23 protein-coding genes are annotated in these 20,973 nt (G+C 59.1%); 15 read left to right on the top strand and 8 right to left on the bottom strand.

Annotation, left to right across the window (positions count from 1 at the left end; all coding sequences use genetic code 11):
- Positions 1-11 precede the first annotated feature (11 nt).
- The 4 genes from CPA54_RS06060 (at position 12) to CPA54_RS06045 (ending at position 3,425) form a co-directional block, all read left to right on the top strand.
- Positions 12-536, top strand: a complete 525-nt coding sequence (locus tag CPA54_RS06060) for a flagellar basal body-associated FliL family protein (RefSeq protein ID WP_081562799.1) — start codon at positions 12-14, stop codon at positions 534-536.
- Positions 537-552: 16 nt separating this feature from the next.
- Positions 553-1,785, top strand: coding sequence for a flagellar motor switch protein FliM (gene fliM, locus CPA54_RS06055; RefSeq protein WP_052348898.1), 1,233 nt, complete (start codon positions 553-555; stop codon positions 1,783-1,785).
- Entirely contained in the window at positions 1,769-2,332 is a 564-nt protein-coding gene (locus tag CPA54_RS06050; protein WP_043558125.1) for a hypothetical protein, read from the top strand. Before fliM ends, CPA54_RS06050 begins: the two co-directional genes overlap by 17 nt.
- Positions 2,333-2,462: 130 nt before the next feature.
- The gene (locus CPA54_RS06045; protein ID WP_249085835.1) at positions 2,463-3,425 is read left to right on the top strand and encodes a flagellin; all 963 of its coding nucleotides are present in this window, start codon (positions 2,463-2,465) and stop codon (positions 3,423-3,425) included.
- Positions 3,426-3,510: 85 nt separating this feature from the next.
- Here the strand turns inward: CPA54_RS06045 and CPA54_RS06040 are convergent, their stop codons facing one another.
- The 8 genes from CPA54_RS06040 to flgF form a co-directional block, all read right to left on the bottom strand.
- Complete coding sequence (locus tag CPA54_RS06040) at positions 3,511-4,464, bottom strand: glycosyltransferase (protein WP_249085834.1); 954 nt, start codon at positions 4,462-4,464, stop codon at positions 3,511-3,513.
- A 51-nt stretch (positions 4,465-4,515) separates the two neighbouring features.
- Positions 4,516-5,394, bottom strand: a complete 879-nt coding sequence (locus CPA54_RS06035) for a glycosyltransferase (protein ID WP_249085832.1) — start codon at positions 5,392-5,394, stop codon at positions 4,516-4,518.
- Positions 5,395-5,604: 210 nt separating this feature from the next.
- Complete coding sequence (locus CPA54_RS06030; protein ID WP_043558496.1) at positions 5,605-6,036, bottom strand: heme-binding protein; 432 nt, start codon at positions 6,034-6,036, stop codon at positions 5,605-5,607.
- Between the two features lie 39 nt (positions 6,037-6,075).
- Complete coding sequence (locus tag CPA54_RS06025; protein WP_043558134.1) at positions 6,076-7,080, bottom strand: alpha-ketoacid dehydrogenase subunit beta; 1,005 nt, start codon at positions 7,078-7,080, stop codon at positions 6,076-6,078.
- A 26-nt stretch (positions 7,081-7,106) separates the two neighbouring features.
- Positions 7,107-8,081, bottom strand: coding sequence for a thiamine pyrophosphate-dependent dehydrogenase E1 component subunit alpha (locus tag CPA54_RS06020; RefSeq protein ID WP_249085831.1), 975 nt, complete (start codon positions 8,079-8,081; stop codon positions 7,107-7,109).
- Positions 8,082-8,306: 225 nt separating this feature from the next.
- On the bottom strand, positions 8,307-9,392 hold the full coding sequence (locus tag CPA54_RS06015; protein WP_043558137.1) for a hypothetical protein: 1,086 nt from the start codon (positions 9,390-9,392) through the stop codon (positions 8,307-8,309).
- A gap of 100 nt (positions 9,393-9,492) precedes the next feature.
- A complete protein-coding gene (gene flgK / locus CPA54_RS06010; protein ID WP_103765255.1) occupies positions 9,493-11,040 on the bottom strand; it encodes a flagellar hook-associated protein FlgK in 1,548 nt (515 codons plus the stop codon).
- A 162-nt stretch (positions 11,041-11,202) separates the two neighbouring features.
- Positions 11,203-11,958, bottom strand: coding sequence for a flagellar basal-body rod protein FlgF (gene flgF / locus CPA54_RS06005; RefSeq protein WP_249085828.1), 756 nt, complete (start codon positions 11,956-11,958; stop codon positions 11,203-11,205).
- A 256-nt stretch (positions 11,959-12,214) separates the two neighbouring features.
- Here flgF and flgG point away from each other — a divergent pair, with 256 nt between their 5' ends.
- The 11 genes from flgG (at position 12,215) to CPA54_RS05950 (ending at position 20,958) form a co-directional block, all read left to right on the top strand.
- The gene (gene flgG / locus CPA54_RS06000) at positions 12,215-13,003 is read left to right on the top strand and encodes a flagellar basal-body rod protein FlgG (RefSeq protein WP_043558144.1); all 789 of its coding nucleotides are present in this window, start codon (positions 12,215-12,217) and stop codon (positions 13,001-13,003) included.
- Between the two features lie 11 nt (positions 13,004-13,014).
- Entirely contained in the window at positions 13,015-14,082 is a 1,068-nt protein-coding gene (gene flgA / locus CPA54_RS05995) for a flagellar basal body P-ring formation chaperone FlgA (RefSeq protein WP_052348899.1), read from the top strand.
- 26 nt (positions 14,083-14,108) lie between these two features.
- Positions 14,109-14,825 (top strand): flagellar basal body L-ring protein FlgH, encoded by a 717-nt coding sequence (flgH, locus tag CPA54_RS05990; protein WP_227449687.1) that lies wholly within the window; start codon positions 14,109-14,111, stop codon positions 14,823-14,825.
- A gap of 126 nt (positions 14,826-14,951) precedes the next feature.
- Positions 14,952-15,482, top strand: coding sequence for a polymer-forming cytoskeletal protein (locus tag CPA54_RS05985; RefSeq protein ID WP_249085825.1), 531 nt, complete (start codon positions 14,952-14,954; stop codon positions 15,480-15,482).
- Positions 15,482-16,099 carry a MotE family protein gene (locus CPA54_RS05980; RefSeq protein WP_249085823.1) on the top strand — a complete coding sequence of 206 codons (618 nt, stop codon included), beginning with the start codon at positions 15,482-15,484 and terminating at the stop codon, positions 16,097-16,099. Before CPA54_RS05985 ends, CPA54_RS05980 begins: the two co-directional genes overlap by 1 nt.
- Before the next feature lie 10 nt (positions 16,100-16,109).
- Complete coding sequence (locus CPA54_RS05975) at positions 16,110-16,493, top strand: hypothetical protein (protein ID WP_227449686.1); 384 nt, start codon at positions 16,110-16,112, stop codon at positions 16,491-16,493.
- A gap of 178 nt (positions 16,494-16,671) precedes the next feature.
- A complete protein-coding gene (fliF, locus tag CPA54_RS05970) occupies positions 16,672-18,306 on the top strand; it encodes a flagellar basal-body MS-ring/collar protein FliF (RefSeq protein ID WP_227449685.1) in 1,635 nt (544 codons plus the stop codon).
- A 12-nt stretch (positions 18,307-18,318) separates the two neighbouring features.
- Positions 18,319-19,407, top strand: coding sequence for a flagellar motor switch protein FliG (locus CPA54_RS05965; RefSeq protein WP_181005179.1), 1,089 nt, complete (start codon positions 18,319-18,321; stop codon positions 19,405-19,407).
- Between the two features lie 5 nt (positions 19,408-19,412).
- Positions 19,413-20,174, top strand: a complete 762-nt coding sequence (locus tag CPA54_RS05960) for a hypothetical protein (RefSeq protein WP_043558152.1) — start codon at positions 19,413-19,415, stop codon at positions 20,172-20,174.
- A 2-nt stretch (positions 20,175-20,176) separates the two neighbouring features.
- Positions 20,177-20,563, top strand: a complete 387-nt coding sequence (gene fliN, locus CPA54_RS05955; RefSeq protein ID WP_227431519.1) for a flagellar motor switch protein FliN — start codon at positions 20,177-20,179, stop codon at positions 20,561-20,563.
- A complete protein-coding gene (locus CPA54_RS05950; RefSeq protein ID WP_143539868.1) occupies positions 20,560-20,958 on the top strand; it encodes a hypothetical protein in 399 nt (132 codons plus the stop codon). The genes fliN and CPA54_RS05950 overlap by 4 nt, the downstream gene beginning before the upstream one ends.
- Positions 20,959-20,973: the final 15 nt, after the last annotated feature.

Raw genomic sequence — 20,973 nt, 5'->3', positions numbered from 1 at the left:
AGCGCAGCGTCATGAGTGATGAGACCAGTCCAGACGCCGGAGGTGATGGTACAGCCGCTTCGGCTGATGGCAGGAAGGGCATGTCCAGGAAGAAAATGGCCATCATGGCTGCCGTGCCTCTGCTGCTGATAGGTGGGGGCGTGGGTGCCTGGCAGGCCCATCTTCCACCATTCGGCGGTGGCGGGAAGCCTGCCCCCAAGGTTGCCGCAGCGGAAGGCGGGGAGGCGGGCTCACATCGCCTCCTTCTGTCGGTTCCCTCTGCCACGGCCAATCTGGATAACGGGGCCGGGCGGACGGTCTATGTAAAGATGACAGCCAGTGTCGAGGTGGAGGGAGCTGAGACACTGGCAGCTCTTCAGGGGCGTATTCCCGAGGTGCAGGACATTTTCCAGACCTATCTGCACGAAAGCCGCCCGCAGGACCTGCATGGCAGTGGCTTCTATCGCCTGCGTGAGGCCCTGCTGAGGCGCCTGCGTGTGGCGTTTGCCCCGCTGAATGTCACGAACATTTACATTACGGAACTTCTAACCCAGTAAGGTGGATTTGGACCCAATGGCGGATGAAGAGGAGCAGGCACAGGCTGACCAGCCTGACCTGACAGAAGGGCAGGGAGCGGAACAGCCCGGCCCGGATACAGAAGACAATGCTGCACGGACTGAAGCCCCGGAAGAGGAAGGAACATCCTCCTCCGGGGTCGCTGCGCATGGGGGGGATGATGGTGAGGCGGATGGCCATGCGCTGGACCAGTCTGCCATTGATGCCATGCTCGGCAATGCATTTTCCGGTTCTGCCATGCGGGAAGAGAGCGGGATGGAGCGCATCATCAAGGCCGGTTTTGTGGCCTATGAGCGTATGCCCATGCTGGAGAACGTGTTTGACCGGCTGGTGCGTTTCCTTTCTTCGACCCTGCGTGGTTTTACCAACGACAATGTCGACATCACCATGGAGAACATGCGGTCCCTGCGTTTTGGGGACTATATGGGAGAAGTGCCGTCTTCCTCCCTGTTTTCCGTCTTCCGGGCAGAGCAGTGGCGCAATTATGGTCTGGTTGTTGTGGATTCGTCGCTGTCTTATTCCATCGTGGACATCCTGATGGGCGGAGAGCGCGGTGGTGGACCCAAGATCATAGAGAATCGGCCCCACACTGCTCTGGAGAGAGCCCTCATAGAGAAGTTGATTGTCATTACGCTGGCGGATCTCTCCGAGGCTTTTGCGCCAGTGGGCAAGGTGGATCTCTCTTTCGAGCGGCTGGAGATCAGCTCCAGCCTGGCGGTGATTGCCCGGCCCTCCAATGCGGCCATTGCGGCCCGCTTCCATATTGATATGGGCGACAGGAGCGGGGACATGGATATCGTCATTCCCTATGCCACGCTGGAACCGGTAAGAGAGAAACTCTCCCAGCAGTTCATGGGGGACAATTTCGGCAATGACTCCATATGGGAGAATCATCTCATTTCCGAAATCATGGAAACGAGCGTGACCGTTTCCACCGTGTTTGAGACGGCGTCTTTCCCGCTTTCCCAGATTCTGGAGCTGAAGGAAGGTAGTGTCCTCCATCTGCCCAGCAAGGGCGAAGCGCCGCATCGTGTGCGGATGGAATGTGACGGAACGCCAATTTTTGAGGGCACGCTGGGGCGGCTGCATCGGATGCAGGCTGTTCGGATAGACCAGCGCCTCATCCCGCTGGAGGAAGATCTGACGCCGGAACTGCTGGCGTCTCTTGGTTCTGCTTCGGTGGATCAGCAGTCAGCAGAGCAGAGGGGACATCATGCTTCTGAAAAATAGCCAGCTCATCATCGAGATTCTTCTGATGGTCGTCCTGATAGCCGGGATTGTCAGCTCCCGTCTCATTGTCCGGCGGCTTGGGGTCATCCGGGATTCCTATACGGCACTGAATGAGATGGTGGCCACGCTTGATGCTTCGACAGAACAGATGAACCATATGTTCGAGCGGGTCCGGCATGAGGTCACCCAGGGGGACAGGCGCCTGTCTGTCCTGCTGGAGCGTGCCCGCAATGCTGAAGAGGACCTGATGGACCAGCAGAAGATGACGCAGGAGACTGCCGATTCGCTTTCTGGTGTTCTGGAGCGGTCGGAAAAGCAGGAGGCCGGGTTGAACCAGGCCGTGGAGTCGGCACAGGCCATGCTGCAACAGCTGGAAGAACAGCTGGAAATGCAGAAGAAGGCGCTGGAACAGAGCAGGGCCGCCGCTGGGCCTGCCCCGGCTGAGGGCGATTCTGCCCCGCATTTCTCCGATGAGATTGTCATGCCGGTTCCGGGCCGCCTGCGTAGCCCAAGGCCTTATATGAGGCAGAATGAGGCCGATGGTTAAGACAGGTATTTTTCCATGCCTGTCATTTTGAAATGTCCTCTGTAAGAAACATGTAAGGGTTCTGTGTTTCTATCCATCTGTCAACGATGAGTTCGTTGTTTTCTATACAGATGTGCAAGGAGAGAAGACCATGAGTCTTTCCATCAATACCAACCAGTCTTCCATGGTTGCTCTGGAAACACTGAACACCACACAGGGCGATCTGGCCAAGACGGAAAATGCCGTCTCCACCGGCAAGAAGGTCGCCAATGCTTCCGACAATCCGGCTGCTTTTGGCATTTCCTCCCAGATCGGTGGTGACATTGCCGGCCAGAGCGCTGTCAATGATGGCCTGAGCTACGCTTCCCAGATTGTCAGCTCCACAAACTCTGCTGCCAACAGCATCATCAACATCCTTCAGAACGTCCAGAACGCTGTGACCACTGTCGGTAACAACCTGGGCAACTCTTCTTCCCTCGGCCAGCTCGACAAGGAGCTGACAGGTTACATGAAGAGCATTGACACCATCGCCCGTAACGCCACGACCAAGGGGATCAACCTGCTGGCTGGTGGTACGACAGGTGGTACAGCTGATGGTCTGGGCATCACGGCCAGCAGCCTGACCTTCGTTACGGGTCTCCAGGGTGATACACAGACACTGAGCGGCTATGGCGCCCTCGTTTCCGCCACGACAGGTGCCAAGGGTGCGACCCTGACCGACGTTCTGGGCCTGACAACGAATGGTGTGGCCGGTTCTGACCCGACCTCCAACGTCTTCCTGAACGCCAGCGCCACGGGTGCTTCCCTGGCTGACAGCTCCAGCGATCCGAAGAAGGCTGTTGCCGACATGATCGGGCGTGTTCAGAAGGCCATCGTTGCCATGACGAACGTCACGTCTGATCTCGGTTCCAACCAGCAGACCATCGACTCCATGAGCTCCTATGGTCAGAAGTCTTCCGACTCCCTGACAGCTGCTTCCGGCGCTCTGACGGATGCTGACATGTCTGCCGAGTCTGCCAAGCTGACATCCCTGCAGACCAAGCAGTCCCTGGGCATCAAGTCCCTCTCCATCGCCAACGGTCAGTCCCAGAACATTCTGTCCCTGTTCCAGTAAGGGGAAGTATCCGGCCCTGTTGTTGGGCCGGAGCCTTCGGGCGACCATGTGCCAGACGCCACCGTATTTTTACGGTGGCGTTTTTTTATGCCAGAAGGGCTTTCTCCTCGGGGTCCAGATGGCGTTCCGTCATCTCCCATGAGGCCCCGCACAGAAGGCGGGGTGCCACATGAGAAATATCCTTCATGACGGCAGCCAGAGCGTTTTTGTAATTCTGCACATGGTATCTGAATTCCGGGCAGTCTCCTTCCTTCAGGAAGAGGGCGTGCTCGGCCTTGGGTAGCCACGGCTTGGAGAGGAAAAGGAAATGCTGGACCTGGATGTCCAGTCTGCTCTCTTCGACATCTTTCCGTATCTCCGGCTGGAAGGGGACAACATCCTTGGCGATGTGCGTCATGGCGTAATTCCAGCGGACTGAAAAAAACTGCACGGAATCATGGAAAACGACATTGAGGATGCTTTCGGCATGGCCCTTCCACCTGCGGGAGATGAGCTGGAGGCAGCGTCTGCCATCCTCTGGTCTTATGGCTTTCATGTTGAAGAGCATGAGACCGGCATTGAAATACCGGCTTGTGTCCTTCAGGCCAGTCCTGAGTGTCTGATCATGCAGGGGGCGGGGTACGTTGGGAGGCAGGATGGTGTTGCGGAAGAAGCAGCGGACAGCCCCTATTTTCTTGTCTGCGGGCATGGCGTGGATGAGAGACAGCAGATCGCCCGTCACGATCATGTCGGCATCAAGGAAAAAGACAAAATCATGCCCTGCCATCAGTCCCGGTATGAGCAGTGCATGGTACATTTCTTCTTTTTTCAGGTTATGGCCTGCAAAATGCTCCTGCACGTTGATGAAGGTGATCCGTCTCCCCGAATCGTTCACCAGAGTGGTCATGATCCTGATGGCAGCTGGTGAGAGCTCCTTGTGGAAGATGACGAATTCTATGCGGTTCCTGTCGGATATCGAGTTGAGAACGGACCGTATCGTGGCGATGGCGGGGACGACATACGCCTGATTCAGCGACATGACGATGGGAATGGTCTGCATGATGTGGGACAACTTGCGTGCGTCAGGGGATGGGTCGGACAGTGGCAGGGATCATGTAATGTTCTGCAAGGCGGTCCATATGGGGTCGAAGAGGAGAGGTGGCATCCTGTCCTGTATCTGACGCATGAGGGAGGCTGCGATCTTTCTGTAATCCCGGGCGTGGATGTTGGTCTGCTCCAGGGCTGCTGTCATGTCATTAGGGTCGAGATGGCTGGCGAACTGGCCGAGGTTCATGTTGTTGCGGGCGGAGGTAATGGCTGTCCGTATGGAAGGGATGAAGGCCTCATCCGGCTGCTGGAAGAGCGGCATCTGGAGATTCCATGACTGCGGGAACAGGTGCAGTGCGTGGCGGAAGAGGTAGTTAAGGATGGTTTCGTCCCGTCCCGGCCATTCTTCGTCCAGCAGCTGGATGCAGGCCTGCCCTTCCTCCGGGGAGATGGCCTGCCGGTTGAAGAGAAGCAGGTTGCGGCTGAAATGGTGCTCCGACCTGACAGGCCCGGAGTCGGGCTGGTCCATGAGGGCATGATACATGCAGCGGACAGCCCCGATCTTTGCTCCGGTAGGGAAATCGGACAGAAGGGACAGAATGTCCCCCCGGATGAGTGAACCTGCCCCGATGCTGAGTACGAAATTTCGTGATGTGAAATATTGGGGAATGAGCAGGGGATAAAGACGGTGGGTGCAGATGGTGTCTTTGTAGGTGAAGCCGGAAAGGATGCCGGGCATGTTGATGAGGGAGAAAGCGACGCCATACGAGTTGAGCAGCCCTTTTACCAGCTGTTTCACATGGTCATCGAGTCCCGTATGGAAGAGGGCAAAAGACAGGCGGGACTTGTCCTGCGCATTGCTGATGGTGGACTGTATGGTGACCAGAGCAGGAATGAGGTTGTTTTCATCCAAGCCCGTCGCAACAGTGAGGTGGGCCTTCATGAAAGGGCCGTCCGATCCGCTGAAAGTGATTGTACGTCCATGAACATTCTGATTTTCTTAAAGAAAGTTTGTAAGTTATTTATTAACCAATATGCATGAGGGAGAAAAGAGGCCGTTGTGATGGTTTGGGCTGTCCTGGCCGTGCAACAGGCAGACAGGCCATCCCTCCGGTTGGAGAGATGGCCTGTCTGGCAGGGATGGAAGTGGTTTTCAGGCGACCTCGAATCCCAGACTGTTCAGGGCCTTTTCAGCCAGGTCCCGGTCCTGCTCGTAGGTACCGCCGGAGACGCCAATGCCGCCGATCAGCTGCCCCCCGGCAAAAATGGGGCATCCACCGCCTACGGCCACAAGGTGGGGTCTGCTGGCGAGGGGGGCCATGTGGGGGTTCTGCACGAGCTGGTTCCAGACATGGGTCGGCTGACCGAAGGAGCAGGCCGTCCATGCTTTGTCGATGGCGATCTCGACCGTCAGGAAGGCTGTTCCATCATGGCGGGCAAAGGCCTGGAGATGCCCGCCTGCATCCATGATGGCGACAGAAACGGGAATCTTCTGTGCAGCTCCTTCTTTGAGGACAGCCTGCACGAGGCTGTTGGCGGCCTCACAGGTGATGGTGGCCTGTGAGACATGGTGTCTGGTAGTCATTTCTGAGGACTCCTTGCTTTTGACTGTTCCCATGCCTGTTCATGCCATGATCCGGGTCACGGCGGCCATGATCTGCTCCGCACCGGGGATGTAGGCTTTCTCCAGCACGGGCGAGAAGGGCACGGGCGTGTGTGGGGCACTGACCATCTGCGGGGCGGCTTTCAGGCTGGTGAAGCACTGCCCGGTGACCTGCGCCACGATGTCGGTGGCCATGTTGCAGCGGGGATGGGCCTCATCAGCCGCTACAAGCCGACCTGTTTTCTGTACGGACTTCAGGACCGTGGCAATGTCCAGCGGGGAGAGAGTCCGCAGGTCGATGACATCGGCTTCGATTCCCGTTTCCGCCAGCCGGGTGGCGGCCTCCAGTGCCCGGGGGACCATGGGCCCGTAGGTGACGATGGAGACGTCATGTCCTTCCCTGGCGAGATGGGCCTGCCCGAAGGGAATGGCGTAAGGAGCCTCGGCAACGGGGCCGGTCGTCTCATAGAGATATTTCGGCTCGCAGAAGATCACGGGGCCCCGGTCCCGGATGGCCTCGATCATCAGCCCCTTGGCATCATGCGGCGTGCTGGGGCAGACGACCTTCAGGCCCGGAATGTGGGTGAACATGGCCGTCAGCATCTGGGAGTGCTGCGCCGCACCATTGATGCCTGCCCCGACCATCGTGCGGACGACAAGCGGGATTTCGGCCGTGCCGCCGAACATGTAGCGCATCTTGGCAGCCTGGTTCAGCAGCTGGTCGAAGCAGACCCCCATGAAGTCGATGAACGGGACTTCCGCCACGACGGGGAAGCCGGAGAGGGCGGCCCCGACGGCAGCCCCGACATAGGCCATCTCGGTGGGGGGCGCATCAATCACTCGGTCACCATAGCGGGTATAGAGCCCCCTGGTGACACCAAGCACGCCACCCCATGTATCCGTTTCTCCCCCAGCATCGACACCACCGGCGGTGTCCTGCCCGAAGATGAGCAGTTTCGGGTCTCTGGCCATTTCCTGATCCAGAGCTTCGTTGATGGCTGATTTCAGCGAGACATGTCTGGTCATGACAGATTTTCCTTCAGATGATGGGTTCAACAGGAGACGTACACGCCGTCATGGAGTTCATTCAGGGCAGGGTGCGGGGCCTTGAGGGCTTCCTGCACGGAAGCATCGACCAGCTGCTCCACGTCCCGGTCCACTGCTTCCAGTTCCGCCGGGCTGAGGCCTGATGTCTGGGCGAAGCGGCGCAGGCAGTCCCGTTCCTCCCAGGCGTTCTTCACGTCTCCGGCAGGGCGGTAACGCTGGGTATCTCCCTCAAAATGGCCGTAGAAACGGACGGTCCGGCATTCCAGAAGAACAGGTCCGCCTCTGGCCCGCATTCTGGCGATAAGCTCCCCGGCAGCACGGTAGACGGCGAAGAAATCCAGCCCGTCCACCGTGACGGCAGGCATGCCGAAGCCTCTGGCCCGGTCCTCATAGCTGCTGACGGAGGTTGTCCTGTGCTGTGGTGTGGACTGGGCATAACCGTTGTTCTCCACGACGAACATCAGGGGCAGCTTCCAGACGCTGGCCAGATTCATGCTCTCTAGCACGGCTCCTTCATTCACGCCGCCATCACCACCGAAGACGACGGCAACATGGCCCTTGCCCTCCAGCCTGTCGGCGAGGGCGGCACCACAGGCCAGTGGAGCCCCGGCCCCAAGGATGCCATTGGCCCCCAGCATGCCCTTGCTCAGGTCGGCAATGTGCATGGAGCCGCCCTTGCCCTTGCAGATGCCGCCCTGCCGCCCGTGAATTTCCTTCATCATGGCCATGACATCGACACCTTTGGCGATGCAGTGGCCGTGGCCACGATGGGTGCTGGCGATCTGGTCCTGATCGGTCAGATGGCTGCAAATGCCGACGGCTACTGCTTCCTGTCCCGCATAGAGATGGGTGAAGCCCGGGACGATGCCAGCCTTGAAGTCCTCATGCAGACGGTTCTCGAACGTACGGATCGTCTTCATGCGCCGGTAGGCGGACAGAAGGATGTCATGGGATATGTCTGTTTTTCCAGTATGTTGCATGACTGTCTCCATAGTGACCTTGATGCGGTTCAACGCCTCGTCTGGTCTGGTGTTACAGTCTTTTTCTAGGGTTTCATCATGGCGCAGCGGTAGAAGGATCCTGCGCAAAGCTTGCCTTATTTTCCATAAATGGAGGGGCATTCCGTACAGGCTGGGATAAAGAACGGGCCGCCTCCCGGTGGAAGACGGCCCGTCATCAGGCTGGTATCGTGCTGGAAGGTACGGTCAGAGATAGTCCGCCAGAGACATGTTCTTCATGTCGGCGATGAGCGAGAAGGAGGCCTTCAGCTGGAGGCTGAGGTCCGAGGAGCGTGTGGCCACCTCGGCCAGATTGACGTTCAGGCCGTTGGAGAGCTGTTCTTTCACCATCAGCTGAAGGCTGGAATAGATGCCCTGCTGGCGTGTCAGGGTGTTCTGCGTCACGCCGACGCTGGTGTTCATGTCGATGAGCTGGTTGGCTGTTGTTCCCAGTGAGGTATGCAGCTGGCGGACGAGATTGGTGAAGCCGGGTGTGGTCGTGTCCATTCCCTTCATGGACGTCATGATCATCATGTCCCGCATGAGGTCCCGGATGGGGGAGCCGGTGGACGTGCTGCTGGCCTGCCCGCCCTGCGTGGCGACCGGGCCGGTCTGGACGGTGGAGCCGTCCGGCCCGATGATGGCGGAAGCCTGAAGAGCCCCTGCCTGTTCGGCAGGTTGTGACAGAGCCTGAGAGAAGACGCTCATGCTGGCACTGTTGTCCGCACTGGCGGCGGTGGCCTGGCTGAAGACTGTCCCGCTGTTGCCGTCCTTCAGGCCGGAAACGATCTGGGAGATGGTATGGGCCAGCGTGCTGTCATTCAGTGTTGAGGGGGAGGTGACGGGCGCTGTGGATGTGTTCTGTCCAGCAAAGATGAAGCTGCTGCCATCGGATGTGTTGAGGATCGTTCCCAGGCTGCCCAGCCCTGTCCGGGCGCTGTCAGCTGCGGTTGTGGTGGATGCTTTTTCTCCGCCCTCAGAGGAGAGCATGCTCAGCAGTTGGGAGTTGAGGGACTGTGCCAGATCAGTGACCTGCTTGAGGGCTGTGGAGCTGAGAGAGAGGCGGTTCTGTACCGAAGACAGGTTGCTCTGATAGCCCGTCAGCTCGGCCAGTTTCGGGCTGAGGGACAGGATGGTCTGCCGGTCACTGCCCAACCCGGAAATGCTGGACGATGTCGTCCCCTGTGAGGTCTGCCACGCAATGTCTGTCTGCTCGGATTCAATCTGTCTGATGCCTGTGTTGAGGATCAGGTTTGCACCGGCGGCGCCATATTGGCTGACATTCATGCTCATGGGTGGCACTCCTGTGATGGTCTGTAGGGTGAGGGGGGCAGGTCAGGGTAGGGCCTGCCCGGTTTCATTGCCGGGCAGGCTGCCATGTGGGGGCAGTCCGTCAGTGGACGGCATCCAGCAGCGTGCTGAACATGGACTGCACCATGGAGACGACCTTGGCATTGGCTGCGTAAGAGTTTTTCAGGGACACGATGGCGGACATCTGGCTGTTGACATCCACACCAGAGACATCGGCAACCTTTGTCGTGAGGGATGTCTTGATGGATGTTGCCGTGGAGAGGTCACTGCTGTTCTGGCTGATCACCCCGGCCTGGCTGCTGGTGAGGGAGGTTGCCAGCTGTGTAAGCCCTTGCGTGCCGTCATAGCCCGTGGCCTGTGTGCCATCTGGCCCGAGAGAGGTGGAGGGTGCCGCCAGGGAGCCGGATGTGCTGGCGCTGGCGCTGCCCATGGCTTTGTTCAGCACGGCATTGGCGAGGGCGCTGGTCTGTCCACCATCGCTGTTGGCTGTCAGCAGGGACGGAGTCTGCTGATAGTCCGTGGAGACGGCAATCCTGGAGGAGAGCCCGACCAGCCCTGCTGGTGCTGTTTTGGTCGGATCGCTGGAGAGGGGCTGCGTCCCGCCATTGGTGAAGAGGGGCACTCCGGCCGCCTTGAAGCGGTTTATCAGCGTGTATGAGAAGGAATCGAGCTGCGCCTGCATCTGTGGATAGCTCTGGTCCCGCAGGGTCAGGTTGGCACCCAGCGTGCCATCGGTCAGGTGGGAGGTGATGTCTTTTCCGGCCAACATGATACCGGCAACACCCTGATCGCTGCCATCGGTGGCGTGATACATGCTTGGTGTCAGTGTGGCAGGGGACTTCGTGGAGAGGGGCCATGTTGCCGTGGGCGCCTGGAACTGTCCGTTGGGCAATCCGGCCTGATCCGGGCGGGTTGGCAGGCGTGTGCCGTCCTGCGTGCTGACCAGCATGTCGCCATTCGGTTTTTCGGTAAAGGTAACACCCAGCTTGCTGGAAAGGCTCTGCATGGCTTCCAGGCGCTTGTTGGCGAGGTCTGCCGTGTCAGCGTGGGAGCTGCGTGCCAGCATGATCTGCTGTGAGATCTGGCCAATGGTTGTCAGGTCCGTATTGATGCCGGAGACCGTGCTGGTGATGGCATCCTGTGCGCCCTGGCGCTGGGCCTGATAGACCGAAGAGAGGGTATGGATGTTGCTGACAAGGGTCTGCGCAGCCGAGACCACGCCCTGCTGCGAAGCACTGTTCTGCGGTGTGTTGGAGAGGCTGATGAAGGCCGTACTGACATTCTGGAGGTTGTTGGTCAGCGTGCCGATGGTATTGGCTCCATCAGAGCCTGTCGTCGTTCCCTGTACGGCAGAAACGGCCGCAAGGGAGTTGCTGGTGGCCGTCAGGCCGGAGACACGGGCATTCTGCTGGTAGAGCGCATCCTGAAGAGGCTGGGAAATGTTCAGCTGGTTGGCCGCTGAAGTCGCACCGACTCCAGTGCCGGAGACGACCGTCGAGGATGTGTTGGCAGTCTCTGACACATAGCCCGGGGTGGATGCGTTCGTGACATTGTTGGAGGCTGTTGAGAGTTCGTTCTCAATCGTCTTGAGGCCGGACGTGGCGATATTGAGGGACAGGCCAAGATCCATGGTTTCAGTCTTTCTCCGGAATGAGGGACTGGCCGAGGCCAGACAGGTCTGGATGACGGTCCGGCGACCTCACCCTAAGGCCATCCTAAGGTCATGAGTTTACAGGAAGTTAAATGGAAAGCCTGTATTTGATGATTTGTCCTTGATCTGGATCAAAAACAGCTAGGCTGTGACTTCCGTCGCAATCTTGTCGATGGCGTTCAGACGGCGGGTGAATTCGGTCTGGAGCAGCTGGAAGTTGAGATCATATTCCCGCTGGGTTTTTATCATCGCCGTGGTTTCCTCCACGGGGTTCACATTGCTGGATTCCAGCATTCCCTGCCGGATTTCCTGGGCAGGAACGGCCCGGAGGTCATTCTCGTTGGCTGGCCTGAAAAGATGGTTCCCCTCAGCATGGAGTGTATTGGGGTTATCGACTGTCGAGAGGCCGAGGCGGGTGATGTCACCTTTTTCTGTCGAGATGATGCCATCAGAGCCGATGCCAAGGGGCAGCACCTGATCATCAGGGGTCAGGGTAATGGGCTGGCGCTGGTCGTCCAGCAGGGCATTGCCCAGGGAATCGACAAGAGTGCCATCTTCACTGCGGTGGAACTGGCCGTTGCGGGTCAGCCGGATTCCCTGCTGGCTGCGGACCATGAAATAGCCCGGCCCGTTTATGGCGAGGTCCAGCGGATTTCCCGTCTGGCGCAGCTCACCCTGTAGCGTGTCCAGATAGGTGGATCTGTCCTGGTTGTAGGAGAGCGTCTTCTCGCCATTGGCCAGCTGATCGCCCTTCTGGTGGGACAGATAGTCGGAGAAAAGAACCCGCTGTTCCTTGAAGCCATCCGTGCTGCTGTTGGCCAGATTGTTGGCCGTAACCTCAAGCCCCCGTGTCAGCGCATCAATGCGTGAAAGGGCGAGATAACCGGTCACATCCATGGGAGACTGTCCTCAAGGCTATATCATGGTAGGTTTTGTTATAATGTCATTTGTTCATGGTTATTGGAAGAGAATATAGGGCTTGAACATTAACAAACGGCTCAATTCATATCATATTCTGATAATTAACCTTGATAATGTTTTTCGTGTCGGTTTATGGGAGGGCACAGTCAAAATGTTTCGGTGCCTGCCATCATCAGGGTGGCCTTGCGTTTCTGGGAGCGTGGGTTGTGGCAAGTCGTGAGGATGTTCATTTATGCTGAGATCATTGGATGTTGCATCAACGGGCATGCAGGCCCAGTCCACCAATGTGGAGACCATCTCCCACAACATCGCCAACATGACGACAACCGGGTACAAGCGCCGCCGGGCTGAATTCCAGGACCTCATCTATCAGGACCTGCGTCGTGTCGGGACGATGAGTTCCGACACGGGGTACCGTGTGCCTGCCGGGGCTCAGGTGGGGCTTGGTGTGCGTACGGCGGCCATTTACCGCATCAACGAGCAGGGAACCCTGTCCCAGACCGGCAATGCGCTGGACCTCGCCGTGGAAGGCCGCGGTTATTTTCGCATCCTGCTGCCCAACGGGGAATATGCCTATACCCGCGACGGGACATTCTCCCTCTCGCAGGATGGTACGATCGTGACGGCAGACGGGTACCCGCTGACACCGAACATCTCCATCCCGAACAATGCCGAAAACATCACCATCGATCAGACCGGGCAGGTGCAGTACACGCTCTCCGGTCAGCCCAACTCCCAGGTGGCCGGGCAGATCCAGCTGACGACCTTCCAGAACGAGAATGGTCTGGCAGCCATGGGGCAGAACCTGTTTACGGAGACCACGTCCTCGGGTGACCCGATCATCGGCAACCCGGAGACAACAGGTTTCGGGACCATCCGTCAGGGGTTTGTCGAGGAATCAGCCGTCAATGCGGTGACGGAAATCACGGATCTCATCACGGCGCAGCGTGCCTATGAGATGAACAGCAAAAGCATCACCGCCTCTGATGAGATGCTCCAGACCCTGACCAACCTGCGCTGAAGGCGGGCGGCATGGCACTTCTTGGCATTGGATACCGGGGTACCGGGCGTAGCTTCCTGCCAGCCTGCTTCTGGCTGGCGGTCGGGTTTGTGCTGGCTGGAGAGCCCGCTGCCAGTACGGCCATGGCGGCGACTCTGCGACCTTCCGGTGTGGTGCATGGTGCATCGGTCTATCTGTCCGATGTTTTTGATGGGCTGGATGCCGGACAGGACCGGCTGCTTGGCCCGGCTCCTGCGCCGGGCAAGACCATCACCATCGGGGGCAGTCAGCTCATTGCACTGGCGGACCAGTACGGTGTGGACTGGGATGACCAGTCATCATCCACCAGTCTGTCGCTGACCCGGGCCGGGCATGTGCTGGGCCGGGACGAATATGCTGCTCTTGTCCGCAAAGCCATTTCGCAGGATGGTGAGACGGGCAGTGTCGTGGTGGATGTCACCAGCTTTACTCCTCTCGTTGCCGGTGAGAATGAACAGGACCCGGCAACCCTCCTGAATCTGAACTGGGATCATAAGACCGGTCTTTTCTCGGCAACTGTACAGCCTGCTCATGCAGCAGGAGACGCCGGGGCGGACAGGTTTCCGCTGCGGGGCAGCATCCGTCCCGTGCAGCCGGTGATGGTGTATGACCATGCCCTGCCGTCCGGTCACATCATCCAGCCGGACGACATGCATATCGACCCCGCTTTTTCAGGTACGGTGCCACCGCTTGCCCGTTCTCTGCCGGAGCCGGAGCGGATGATCGGCATGGCACTTGTCCGCACTGTCGGGGCCGGACAGCCCGTGCAGGGTACGGACCTGCGGCGGGCCGTGCTCGTGCATCGGGGGGACCCTGTCCTGCTCAGCTACAACAGCACCGGCATCCGGCTGACAGCCACAGGCCGGGCGCTGGAGGATGGTGGAAGCGGGCAGTTCGTCCATGCCCTGAATCTGGGAAGCCGGATGGTCCTCATCGGTAAGGTCACGGCTTCGGGCGAGGTGCGGGTTGATGCCTCTTCCACAGCCATTCCGCCGGATTCGGAGGAAGTGAAACGTCTGGGAATCAACAGCCTGATGCTTGGTGACGGGAGCCATCCATGATCCATCTTCTTCACAGGAGTGTCTGCATGGCGGGGCTCGTTGTGGTCCTGGCCGGGCTGGCAGGCTGCATGGGCGCTGGTACGCTCAGTGAGCTGGGACATCCACCCCGCATGACACGGACGGCCGACCCCACCCTGGCCCCGGATTACCGCCCCGTGACGATGCCAACCCCGCCCCTTCAGGCTCCGCCGACTGAAGTGGGCAGCCTCTGGCGGCCGGGTAGTCGGGCGTTCTTCAAGGACCAGCGGGCTGCGCAGGCGGGTGACCTTCTGACAGTGAAAATCCAGGTGGCAGATACGGCCAACGTGACCAATAACACGACAGCCTCCGGCAGTGGTGCCGAGGCTTTCGGGATTCCAAGTTTTTTCGGCTTCAAGGGCCGCTTCATCTCCCATCTGACCAGTGCTGATGCCCTTCAGACCAACAGTTCCAGCTCCAATAACGGGGCCGGGACCATCAGGCGTATCGATACGGTCACGCTGACGCTGGCAGGTGTCATCACGCAGGTTCTGCCCAATGGCAATTTTGTCGTCGTCGCACGGCAGGAGGTCAGGGTGAATGGCGAGCTGAGGCAGATCATGGTCAGTGGTGTTGTGCGGCCGCAGGATATTTCGGAAGACAACATCGTCACACATGACCGCATTGCGGAGGCCCGGATTTCCTATGGCGGACGGGGGCAGCTCTCGCAGTATCAGCAGCCCCGTTATGGGCAGAAAGTGCTGGACAGTGTTCTTCCATTCTGAGTTGTCATGGAAGCATGGTTTGAACATTGAATGTTTTCAGGTTATGAAGATTTTATCTTGAAAATATCCTTGTGGTGTCTGTGCTACGATGGCCATTGTGGCGGTGTAAAAGTGAGGGGGTAGTGAATGTCTGATTCAAAACAGCCGGAAGGCTTCATTCCTGGCGGCCTGGTCATCGACCATCTCTGCGGTACGCTGGAGGGTGTGCTGACCATCGCCGGTGAGGTGGAAAATGTCGAGCTTCAGGCCGGGCATCTCTGTGTCACGGAGACAGGCGTGATGAAAGATGGTCAGGTGGAGGCGGACTCCATCGTCATTGATGGCAGCGTGTCCGGGGTGACCTTCACGACGCCACGGCTTTCTGCCGGTGCCGGGGCCCGTATTTCGGACTGTGTGATCGAGATGGGCAGCCCGACTGGCTGCGCCATTCACGAAGATGCCTGTTTTGAAGGGGATGTACGCATTTCCGTGTCCCGCAAGGGCGGGGCTGGGGGCTCTGCTTCCGGCAGTGGTTCCAGCAGAACGAACAGCACCAGTTCTGCCACGCCACAGGCCAATATCCCGGCTGGAGATGATGAGCCAGACCTGCATTGGCCGGCCCAGACGCCGGACATCAGCGAGGCTGATCAGGATGCCGACATTCCGCTGGGGGGCTGATGCTCAGGAGATGCTTCCATCAGCATGACGGCTGGTTCGCCGTCTTTCTGTCGCTTGCCCTGTTTTGCGGGGTGCAGGTTGGCTGTCCTGCGGCTGTGGCGGAGGACGTGGCCATGCCTGATGAGGGTATGGCCCAGCAGATGCAGGAGCAGCAGCGCATTCTGGGGTCTGCCCGCAAGGCGCTGGAAATGCGCTTCCATCTGCTGAACCAGTCCATGGCTGTACTGTCGGACCATGTGGACAATCACAAGCTTGTCCCGCAGGAGGCAGCAGCCCGGCTGGTGGGCATTTATGAGGCCATGCGCCCCCGTGAGGCCGCAGCGGTTTTCAACGTGATGGACCCGCACGTGCTGATCGCCATCGCAGCTTCCATGAATATCCGCAAGCTCTCTGGCATCATGGCTCACATGTCGCCGGACCGGGTCAATCTGGTGTCGCAATATCTGGGGGGAGTGCGGCATTTCCATCATGCTGTTCTGTCCGTTCCCGTGGCACTGGGGGGCTCTGGTGTGGTTCTTCCGACCGGGCAGGATGATGTGCCGGCTGATACGTCAGTGGAACATCTGCACTACGAGACCATGTCCCAGCACGGGCCCCTGTTGCCCTCGCGGCAGTAATGGGGCTGGCATGAAAGAGAAACGAATGATGAGGCGGTCTTTTCCCGTTCAGGTCCCGTGGCGGCACATGCTGGTTCTGTTGCCTGTTCTTGCGGGACTGTCAGCCTGTGCCCCGGATTATATTGCCAGCAAGCTGACAGGGCGGGACTGCCAGGCCGGTTATCTGGAGGAGGGGGAAGACTGGTGCAATCCACCGGAACGTGTTCTGCCTCCACAGCCTTACTGCACCCAGAGCTGGAATGGCGTGGATTGCTGGGCCCGTCCTGAGTTGACCCCGAACATGGCCCATGAAGTCTATGAAGGTCCCCGTGGCCTGACGACCCAGCAGAATGCCAACCGCCTCATGATGCCGGAAGCTAAAGTTCCTCCCTCCAGCCAGTATTATGCACCATGATGAAATTGTTATGAAATAGGGCCATCAATTAACCTTGTTATTGGCTTTACACACGCTCTTCTCAAGGTTAATTGATGGCCGGTCGGTTGTCCTCTTCCGAGCAGGGCAGAGTATGGTGAATGACCGGAACCAGCATGTCTGACGTCCGGGGTGAAAGCAGCAGGTAGATACCCTTCATATGCAGTTTGATAAGCTCCGTTTGCCAAATATCATGGAAGGGCTGAAGAGTCTGGGCCGCATGCGGCTTGTGGCCCTCGGGGTTGTCGGCGTGCTGCTGCTGCTCTCTCTCGGCGTGATCGCCTTTCACAACCGGTCAGAACCCATGGCGCTGCTCTATGGGGACCTGGAGCTGAATGAAGCGGCGGAGATGGTGGATGATCTGGCCAAGGCTCACATCCCCACGACAACAGGGCCGGATGGTCGCAGCCTTTATGTTCCGGGGAATGATGTGGCCCAGGCCCGTCTTCTGCTGGCCAAGGCTGGTCTGCCCGGGGGAGGGGCCGTTGGCTATGAACTGTTCGACAAGAGCGGCACGCTGACCAGTACCCAGTTTGAACAGGGCATTGATGAGACCAGAGCGCTGGAAGGTGAGCTGGAGCGTTCCATCCGTCTGATCCATGGTGTGCGGAATGTGCGGGTCCACCTTGTCCTGCCACATAGGGACCTGTTTTCTACGGAGACGAATCCTTCGCAGGCTAGTGTCATTCTGGATGTTGGCCGCTCTGGTGCTGTGTCCGAGGATGCCATTGCGGCCATCCAGAATCTGGTATCAGCTGCCGTACCGGGGCTGCGCACGCATGGGATTTCCATTGTCGACACACGGGGCGATGTTCTGGCCCGTCCGGGGGACCCAGACAGTCTGGCAGGGCAGGAATCCTCGCTGGAGAAGCAGCGTCATTCCGAAGAGCAGCGCCTTGCCCAGGCGGTGGAAGATATCCTGACCCCCACGCTGGGCCTGGGTCATGTGCGGGCCCGTGCTGCCGTGACAATGAATACGGACATCATCCATGAAACGGATGAATCCTACGATCCCAACCAGCAGGTCCTGCGTTCCCAGAGCACAAGCACGGACAAGAGCGCCAACAGCGAGGCGAACCAGAACACCAGCGTTGGCAACAATCTGCCCAATGCCAATGCAGGGCAGAACAATCGTACTGGCTCCAGCGAAGAGCGGACGGACGAAACAAACAATTATGAGATCGGCAAACGGACCCGTGTCATCAACCAGACCCGGCCCCGTGTCTCTCGCATCAGTCTCGCTGTCATGGTCGATGGGACCGTCACGACAGACCAGGCTGGCAAACCTTCGTGGAAACCGCTGGATGAAGCTGAGGTCAAACGTCTGACCCAGCTCGTGCAGACGGCCATCGGGTATGACAAGACCCGCGGGGATGAGGTCAATGTGGTGTCCATGCCGTTCCGTGTGGATGGTGGGGCAGATATGCCTCATCAGGATACGCCTTTCTTCACCCGGGAGATGATCATTTATCTGGCGGAATGGATTGTTCCCATTCTTCTTCTTCTGGGGGCGGCGGCCATGCTGCTTGGGCCCATCCTGCGGCGTGCCCGCAAAGGGGCCGGGGCAGAAGGGGCTGTTGCCGGGGCCGAAGCTGCAGCTGATGGCAGCTCTGCTGAAGGTGGTGAGGCAGGCCGGAGTGATCGCATCAGTGTGGACGGTGTGGAAGGGGAAATGCGCCGTGAGGCTCTGGCCCGTGTGACGCAGCGTGTTGAAGAAAATCCTGATGATGCCATCGCTGTCGTCCGCAACTGGCTGGCAGAACCGGAGCCCCCCAAGCAGACAGCAGAAGGCTGAGGAGACGCAATCATGGCAGAACAGGACATCTCCGCTGAGACAGCAGGCAATGAAGCGTCATCATCCGGCATGGTCCCGTCCAGCCTGACGGCCGGGATGAGTGGCAGCCGGAAGGCCGCCATCCTGATGCTCGCCATAGGGCAGGAACATTCCGCCCGCATTTTCCGGTCACTCCAGGAGGATGAGGTGCGTGACATTTCACGGGCAATGTCTTCCCTGGGGTTGGTCAAGGCTTCCGTGGTGGAGGCTGTCTGCAATGAATTTTCGCAGAAATTCGCCAGTGCAGAGGGTTTCGTCGGCAGTTACGAAACAACGGAAGATTATCTGAAGAAGGCCCTCCCTGCCGAAATGGTCGAGAAGATCATGGAGGATATCAGGGGGCCCTCCGGGCGCAGCGTCTGGGCAAAAATGGGCAACATGCCGGAGACCGCTCTGGCAAACTATCTGCGCAACGAGCAGCCACAGACAGTGGCCGTCATTCTCAGTTACATCTCACCGGCGCATGTCGCCCGTGTCCTGTCTCTCTTCCCGGAAGATTTTGCTACGGATGTCATCATGCGCATCCTGCATATGAGCCCGGTGAGCAAGGATGTGCTTGAGAGCCTGGAGACAACCCTGCGCAAGGAGTTCATCACCGCCTTTGGCCGCTCCACGAAGCGGGACAGCTATGCTTTCGTGGCGGAGGTCTACAACAATTTCGACCGCAAGACCGAGGCCATGCTGACAGAGCATCTTGGCCGCCGGAGCGAGGAAGACATGGAGAAGGTGAACAAGCTGAAATTCACCTTCGATGACATCAAGCGTCTGACACCGGATGACATGATGCGTGTCATGGCAGCCATCAATCGTGATGGTGAGGCCAAGAGCAGGCTGCCCCTGGCTCTCAAGGGCAGCAACGAGAGCATCCGGCAGCTCTTCTTCGGTTGTGTTTCCAAACGTGCGGCGGGTTTGCTGGAGGATGAAATCCGGGGGCTGGGTGCCGTGCGTCTGCGGGACGCCGAAGCAGCCCAGATGGAGCTGATCACGCTCATCAAGACCATGGCCAATGATGGCGAGATCGATATTTCACCTTCTTCTTCTGACGATGAGATCATTGAGTGACGCCAATGGGACAGGATGTGCAGCATAGGGCAGCGCAGGCGTCTTCCCGGTCTGGAAGTCAGGCCTTCAGTGAAAGCCTGGAAGATTTTGCCGCTCATGACCCGTCTCTGGCCGCTGGAGCGGAGCCGGTGGCTGACGAGGATGCGGCAGATGAAAGCCCGGCTCCAGAGCCGGTTGTCACGCTGCATCCTGATGAGCTGGAAAGACTGAAGCAGGAGGCCTGGCAGCAGGGCCATGAGCAGGGGGAAATGTCAGCCGGGCAGCAGCTTTCCAGCCAGATGGCCGCTTCTGTGAAGCAGGTGCTTGCTTTCATGGAGGAGGAGGAAAACCGGCGCCATGACATCGTGAGCCGGATGGCCGATCTCTTCGTGCAGGGTGTGTGCCAGACGGTGGAAGAGCTGGTGGCGGGCGATCTGTCCCGGACAACACTGGGGCGGGACCTGGCAGAGGATGCGGCGGCCTTGGTCCGGCACTGTAGTGGTCCGGTCAGTCTGACCTGCGCTGCGGCGGATGAGGCCTCTCTGCGCCACGCCCTGTCCGGGATGGCGGCCGTCTCCCTGCATGTGGAGGCGGCGCAGCAGGCCGGGCATCTCACGATTGCCGCAGACAGGACACGGATTGTTCTGGACCAGGGAAAATGGGCGGAAACGGTCCGCCAGCGGGTGGCCGATGCCATGGTGGCCCTGACCCGTCCACCGGCCCCTGAGGCTGATCCCGCTACCGACCAGCCTCAGGGTGAACAGACAGCACAGCATGAAGGAGAGTGACGATGGCAGAGGATATGAACACGCCGGAGACAGCACCAGAAACACAGCAGACCAGTACGCCGGAGGTCGATCTGGCCGATTTCTCCTCGGAGGTGCCGGAGGAGGGCGCCACCCAGCATGATGGTCGGCAGGACAGGGAACGGGAGCGGGAAGCGATTCTGGATGTCCCGGTCAAGATCACCGCTGTGGTGGGAGATGTGAAGATGCCCGTGCGGGACCTGGTCCGTCTTGGCCGTGGTGCCGTTGTGCCGCTGAACCGCAAGCTTGGGTCTTCCATCGATATCTACGCCAATGACAGGCTGATCGCCCGTGGCGAGATCACCATCATTGAGGATGACAACATTGCCGTGACGATGACGGAGATCATGTCCTCCTCTGCCAGTACATGATGGCACCTTCTGTGGGAGAGAGGCACGGCTCGGATGCCATGATGCAGGCTGTCACGGGCCTGCACATGAATCCGCTTCTGGCTCTTCTGCTGGTCGTGGGGCTGATCTTTGTCACGCCCTGGTGCCTGCGGCGGCTGAAACACCGGATGCCAGCCCTGTTGCGGGATGAGGGCCTGAAAGATCGTGCCCTGAAGGTGCAGGACGCCATACCGCTCGGTGGCAAGCGGACCCTTTTTTCTGTGGCTGTCAGGGATGCAGAGGGGCGGCAGGCAACAGCCATCATTCTGACAGGTGGGCCGTCCGACCTGTGCGTGGGCTGGCTGGGGGCCGGTGCTGCCTCCATGCCGGCGAAACAGTGCGGACAGGTGGCGGAAGAGAGGCAGGAAATGACATGAGGGCAGATCGTATCA

This window comes from Parasaccharibacter sp. TMW2.1890 (assembly GCF_023337645.1).
Classification (GTDB): domain Bacteria; phylum Pseudomonadota; class Alphaproteobacteria; order Acetobacterales; family Acetobacteraceae; genus Bombella; species Bombella apis.
The sequence above is the reverse complement of the archived record's forward strand: the minus strand, read 5'-3'. Positions and strand labels throughout refer to the sequence as shown.

Bases quoted from the DNA above. Each gene is read 5' to 3' on its own strand.
- flgG (WP_043558144.1), top strand. From the start codon at position 12,215: ATGCTGAGATCATTGGATGTTGCATCAACGGGCATGCAGGCCCAGTCC.
- CPA54_RS05950 (WP_143539868.1), top strand. From the start codon at position 20,560: ATGATGGCACCTTCTGTGGGAGAGAGGCACGGCTCGGATGCCATGATG.
- flgK (WP_103765255.1), bottom strand. From the start codon at position 11,040: ATGGATCTTGGCCTGTCCCTCAATATCGCCACGTCCGGCCTCAAGACG.
- flgF (WP_249085828.1), bottom strand. From the start codon at position 11,958: ATGGATGTGACCGGTTATCTCGCCCTTTCACGCATTGATGCGCTGACA.
- CPA54_RS06015 (WP_043558137.1), bottom strand. From the start codon at position 9,392: ATGAGCATGAATGTCAGCCAATATGGCGCCGCCGGTGCAAACCTGATC.
- CPA54_RS05985 (WP_249085825.1), top strand. From the start codon at position 14,952: ATGTCTGATTCAAAACAGCCGGAAGGCTTCATTCCTGGCGGCCTGGTC.
- CPA54_RS05965 (WP_181005179.1), top strand. From the start codon at position 18,319: ATGGCAGAACAGGACATCTCCGCTGAGACAGCAGGCAATGAAGCGTCA.
- fliN (WP_227431519.1), top strand. From the start codon at position 20,177: ATGGCAGAGGATATGAACACGCCGGAGACAGCACCAGAAACACAGCAG.
- CPA54_RS06050 (WP_043558125.1), top strand. From the start codon at position 1,769: ATGCTTCTGAAAAATAGCCAGCTCATCATCGAGATTCTTCTGATGGTC.
- CPA54_RS06045 (WP_249085835.1), top strand. From the start codon at position 2,463: ATGAGTCTTTCCATCAATACCAACCAGTCTTCCATGGTTGCTCTGGAA.
- CPA54_RS06060 (WP_081562799.1), top strand. From the start codon at position 12: ATGAGTGATGAGACCAGTCCAGACGCCGGAGGTGATGGTACAGCCGCT.
- CPA54_RS06030 (WP_043558496.1), bottom strand. From the start codon at position 6,036: ATGACTACCAGACACCATGTCTCACAGGCCACCATCACCTGTGAGGCC.
- CPA54_RS06020 (WP_249085831.1), bottom strand. From the start codon at position 8,081: ATGCAACATACTGGAAAAACAGACATATCCCATGACATCCTTCTGTCC.
- fliF (WP_227449685.1), top strand. From the start codon at position 16,672: ATGCAGTTTGATAAGCTCCGTTTGCCAAATATCATGGAAGGGCTGAAG.
- CPA54_RS05960 (WP_043558152.1), top strand. From the start codon at position 19,413: ATGGGACAGGATGTGCAGCATAGGGCAGCGCAGGCGTCTTCCCGGTCT.
- CPA54_RS06035 (WP_249085832.1), bottom strand. From the start codon at position 5,394: ATGAAGGCCCACCTCACTGTTGCGACGGGCTTGGATGAAAACAACCTC.
- CPA54_RS06025 (WP_043558134.1), bottom strand. From the start codon at position 7,080: ATGACCAGACATGTCTCGCTGAAATCAGCCATCAACGAAGCTCTGGAT.
- CPA54_RS06040 (WP_249085834.1), bottom strand. From the start codon at position 4,464: ATGCAGACCATTCCCATCGTCATGTCGCTGAATCAGGCGTATGTCGTC.
- CPA54_RS05980 (WP_249085823.1), top strand. From the start codon at position 15,482: ATGCTCAGGAGATGCTTCCATCAGCATGACGGCTGGTTCGCCGTCTTT.
- flgA (WP_052348899.1), top strand. From the start codon at position 13,015: ATGGCACTTCTTGGCATTGGATACCGGGGTACCGGGCGTAGCTTCCTG.
- CPA54_RS05975 (WP_227449686.1), top strand. From the start codon at position 16,110: ATGAAAGAGAAACGAATGATGAGGCGGTCTTTTCCCGTTCAGGTCCCG.
- flgH (WP_227449687.1), top strand. From the start codon at position 14,109: ATGGCGGGGCTCGTTGTGGTCCTGGCCGGGCTGGCAGGCTGCATGGGC.
- fliM (WP_052348898.1), top strand. From the start codon at position 553: ATGGCGGATGAAGAGGAGCAGGCACAGGCTGACCAGCCTGACCTGACA.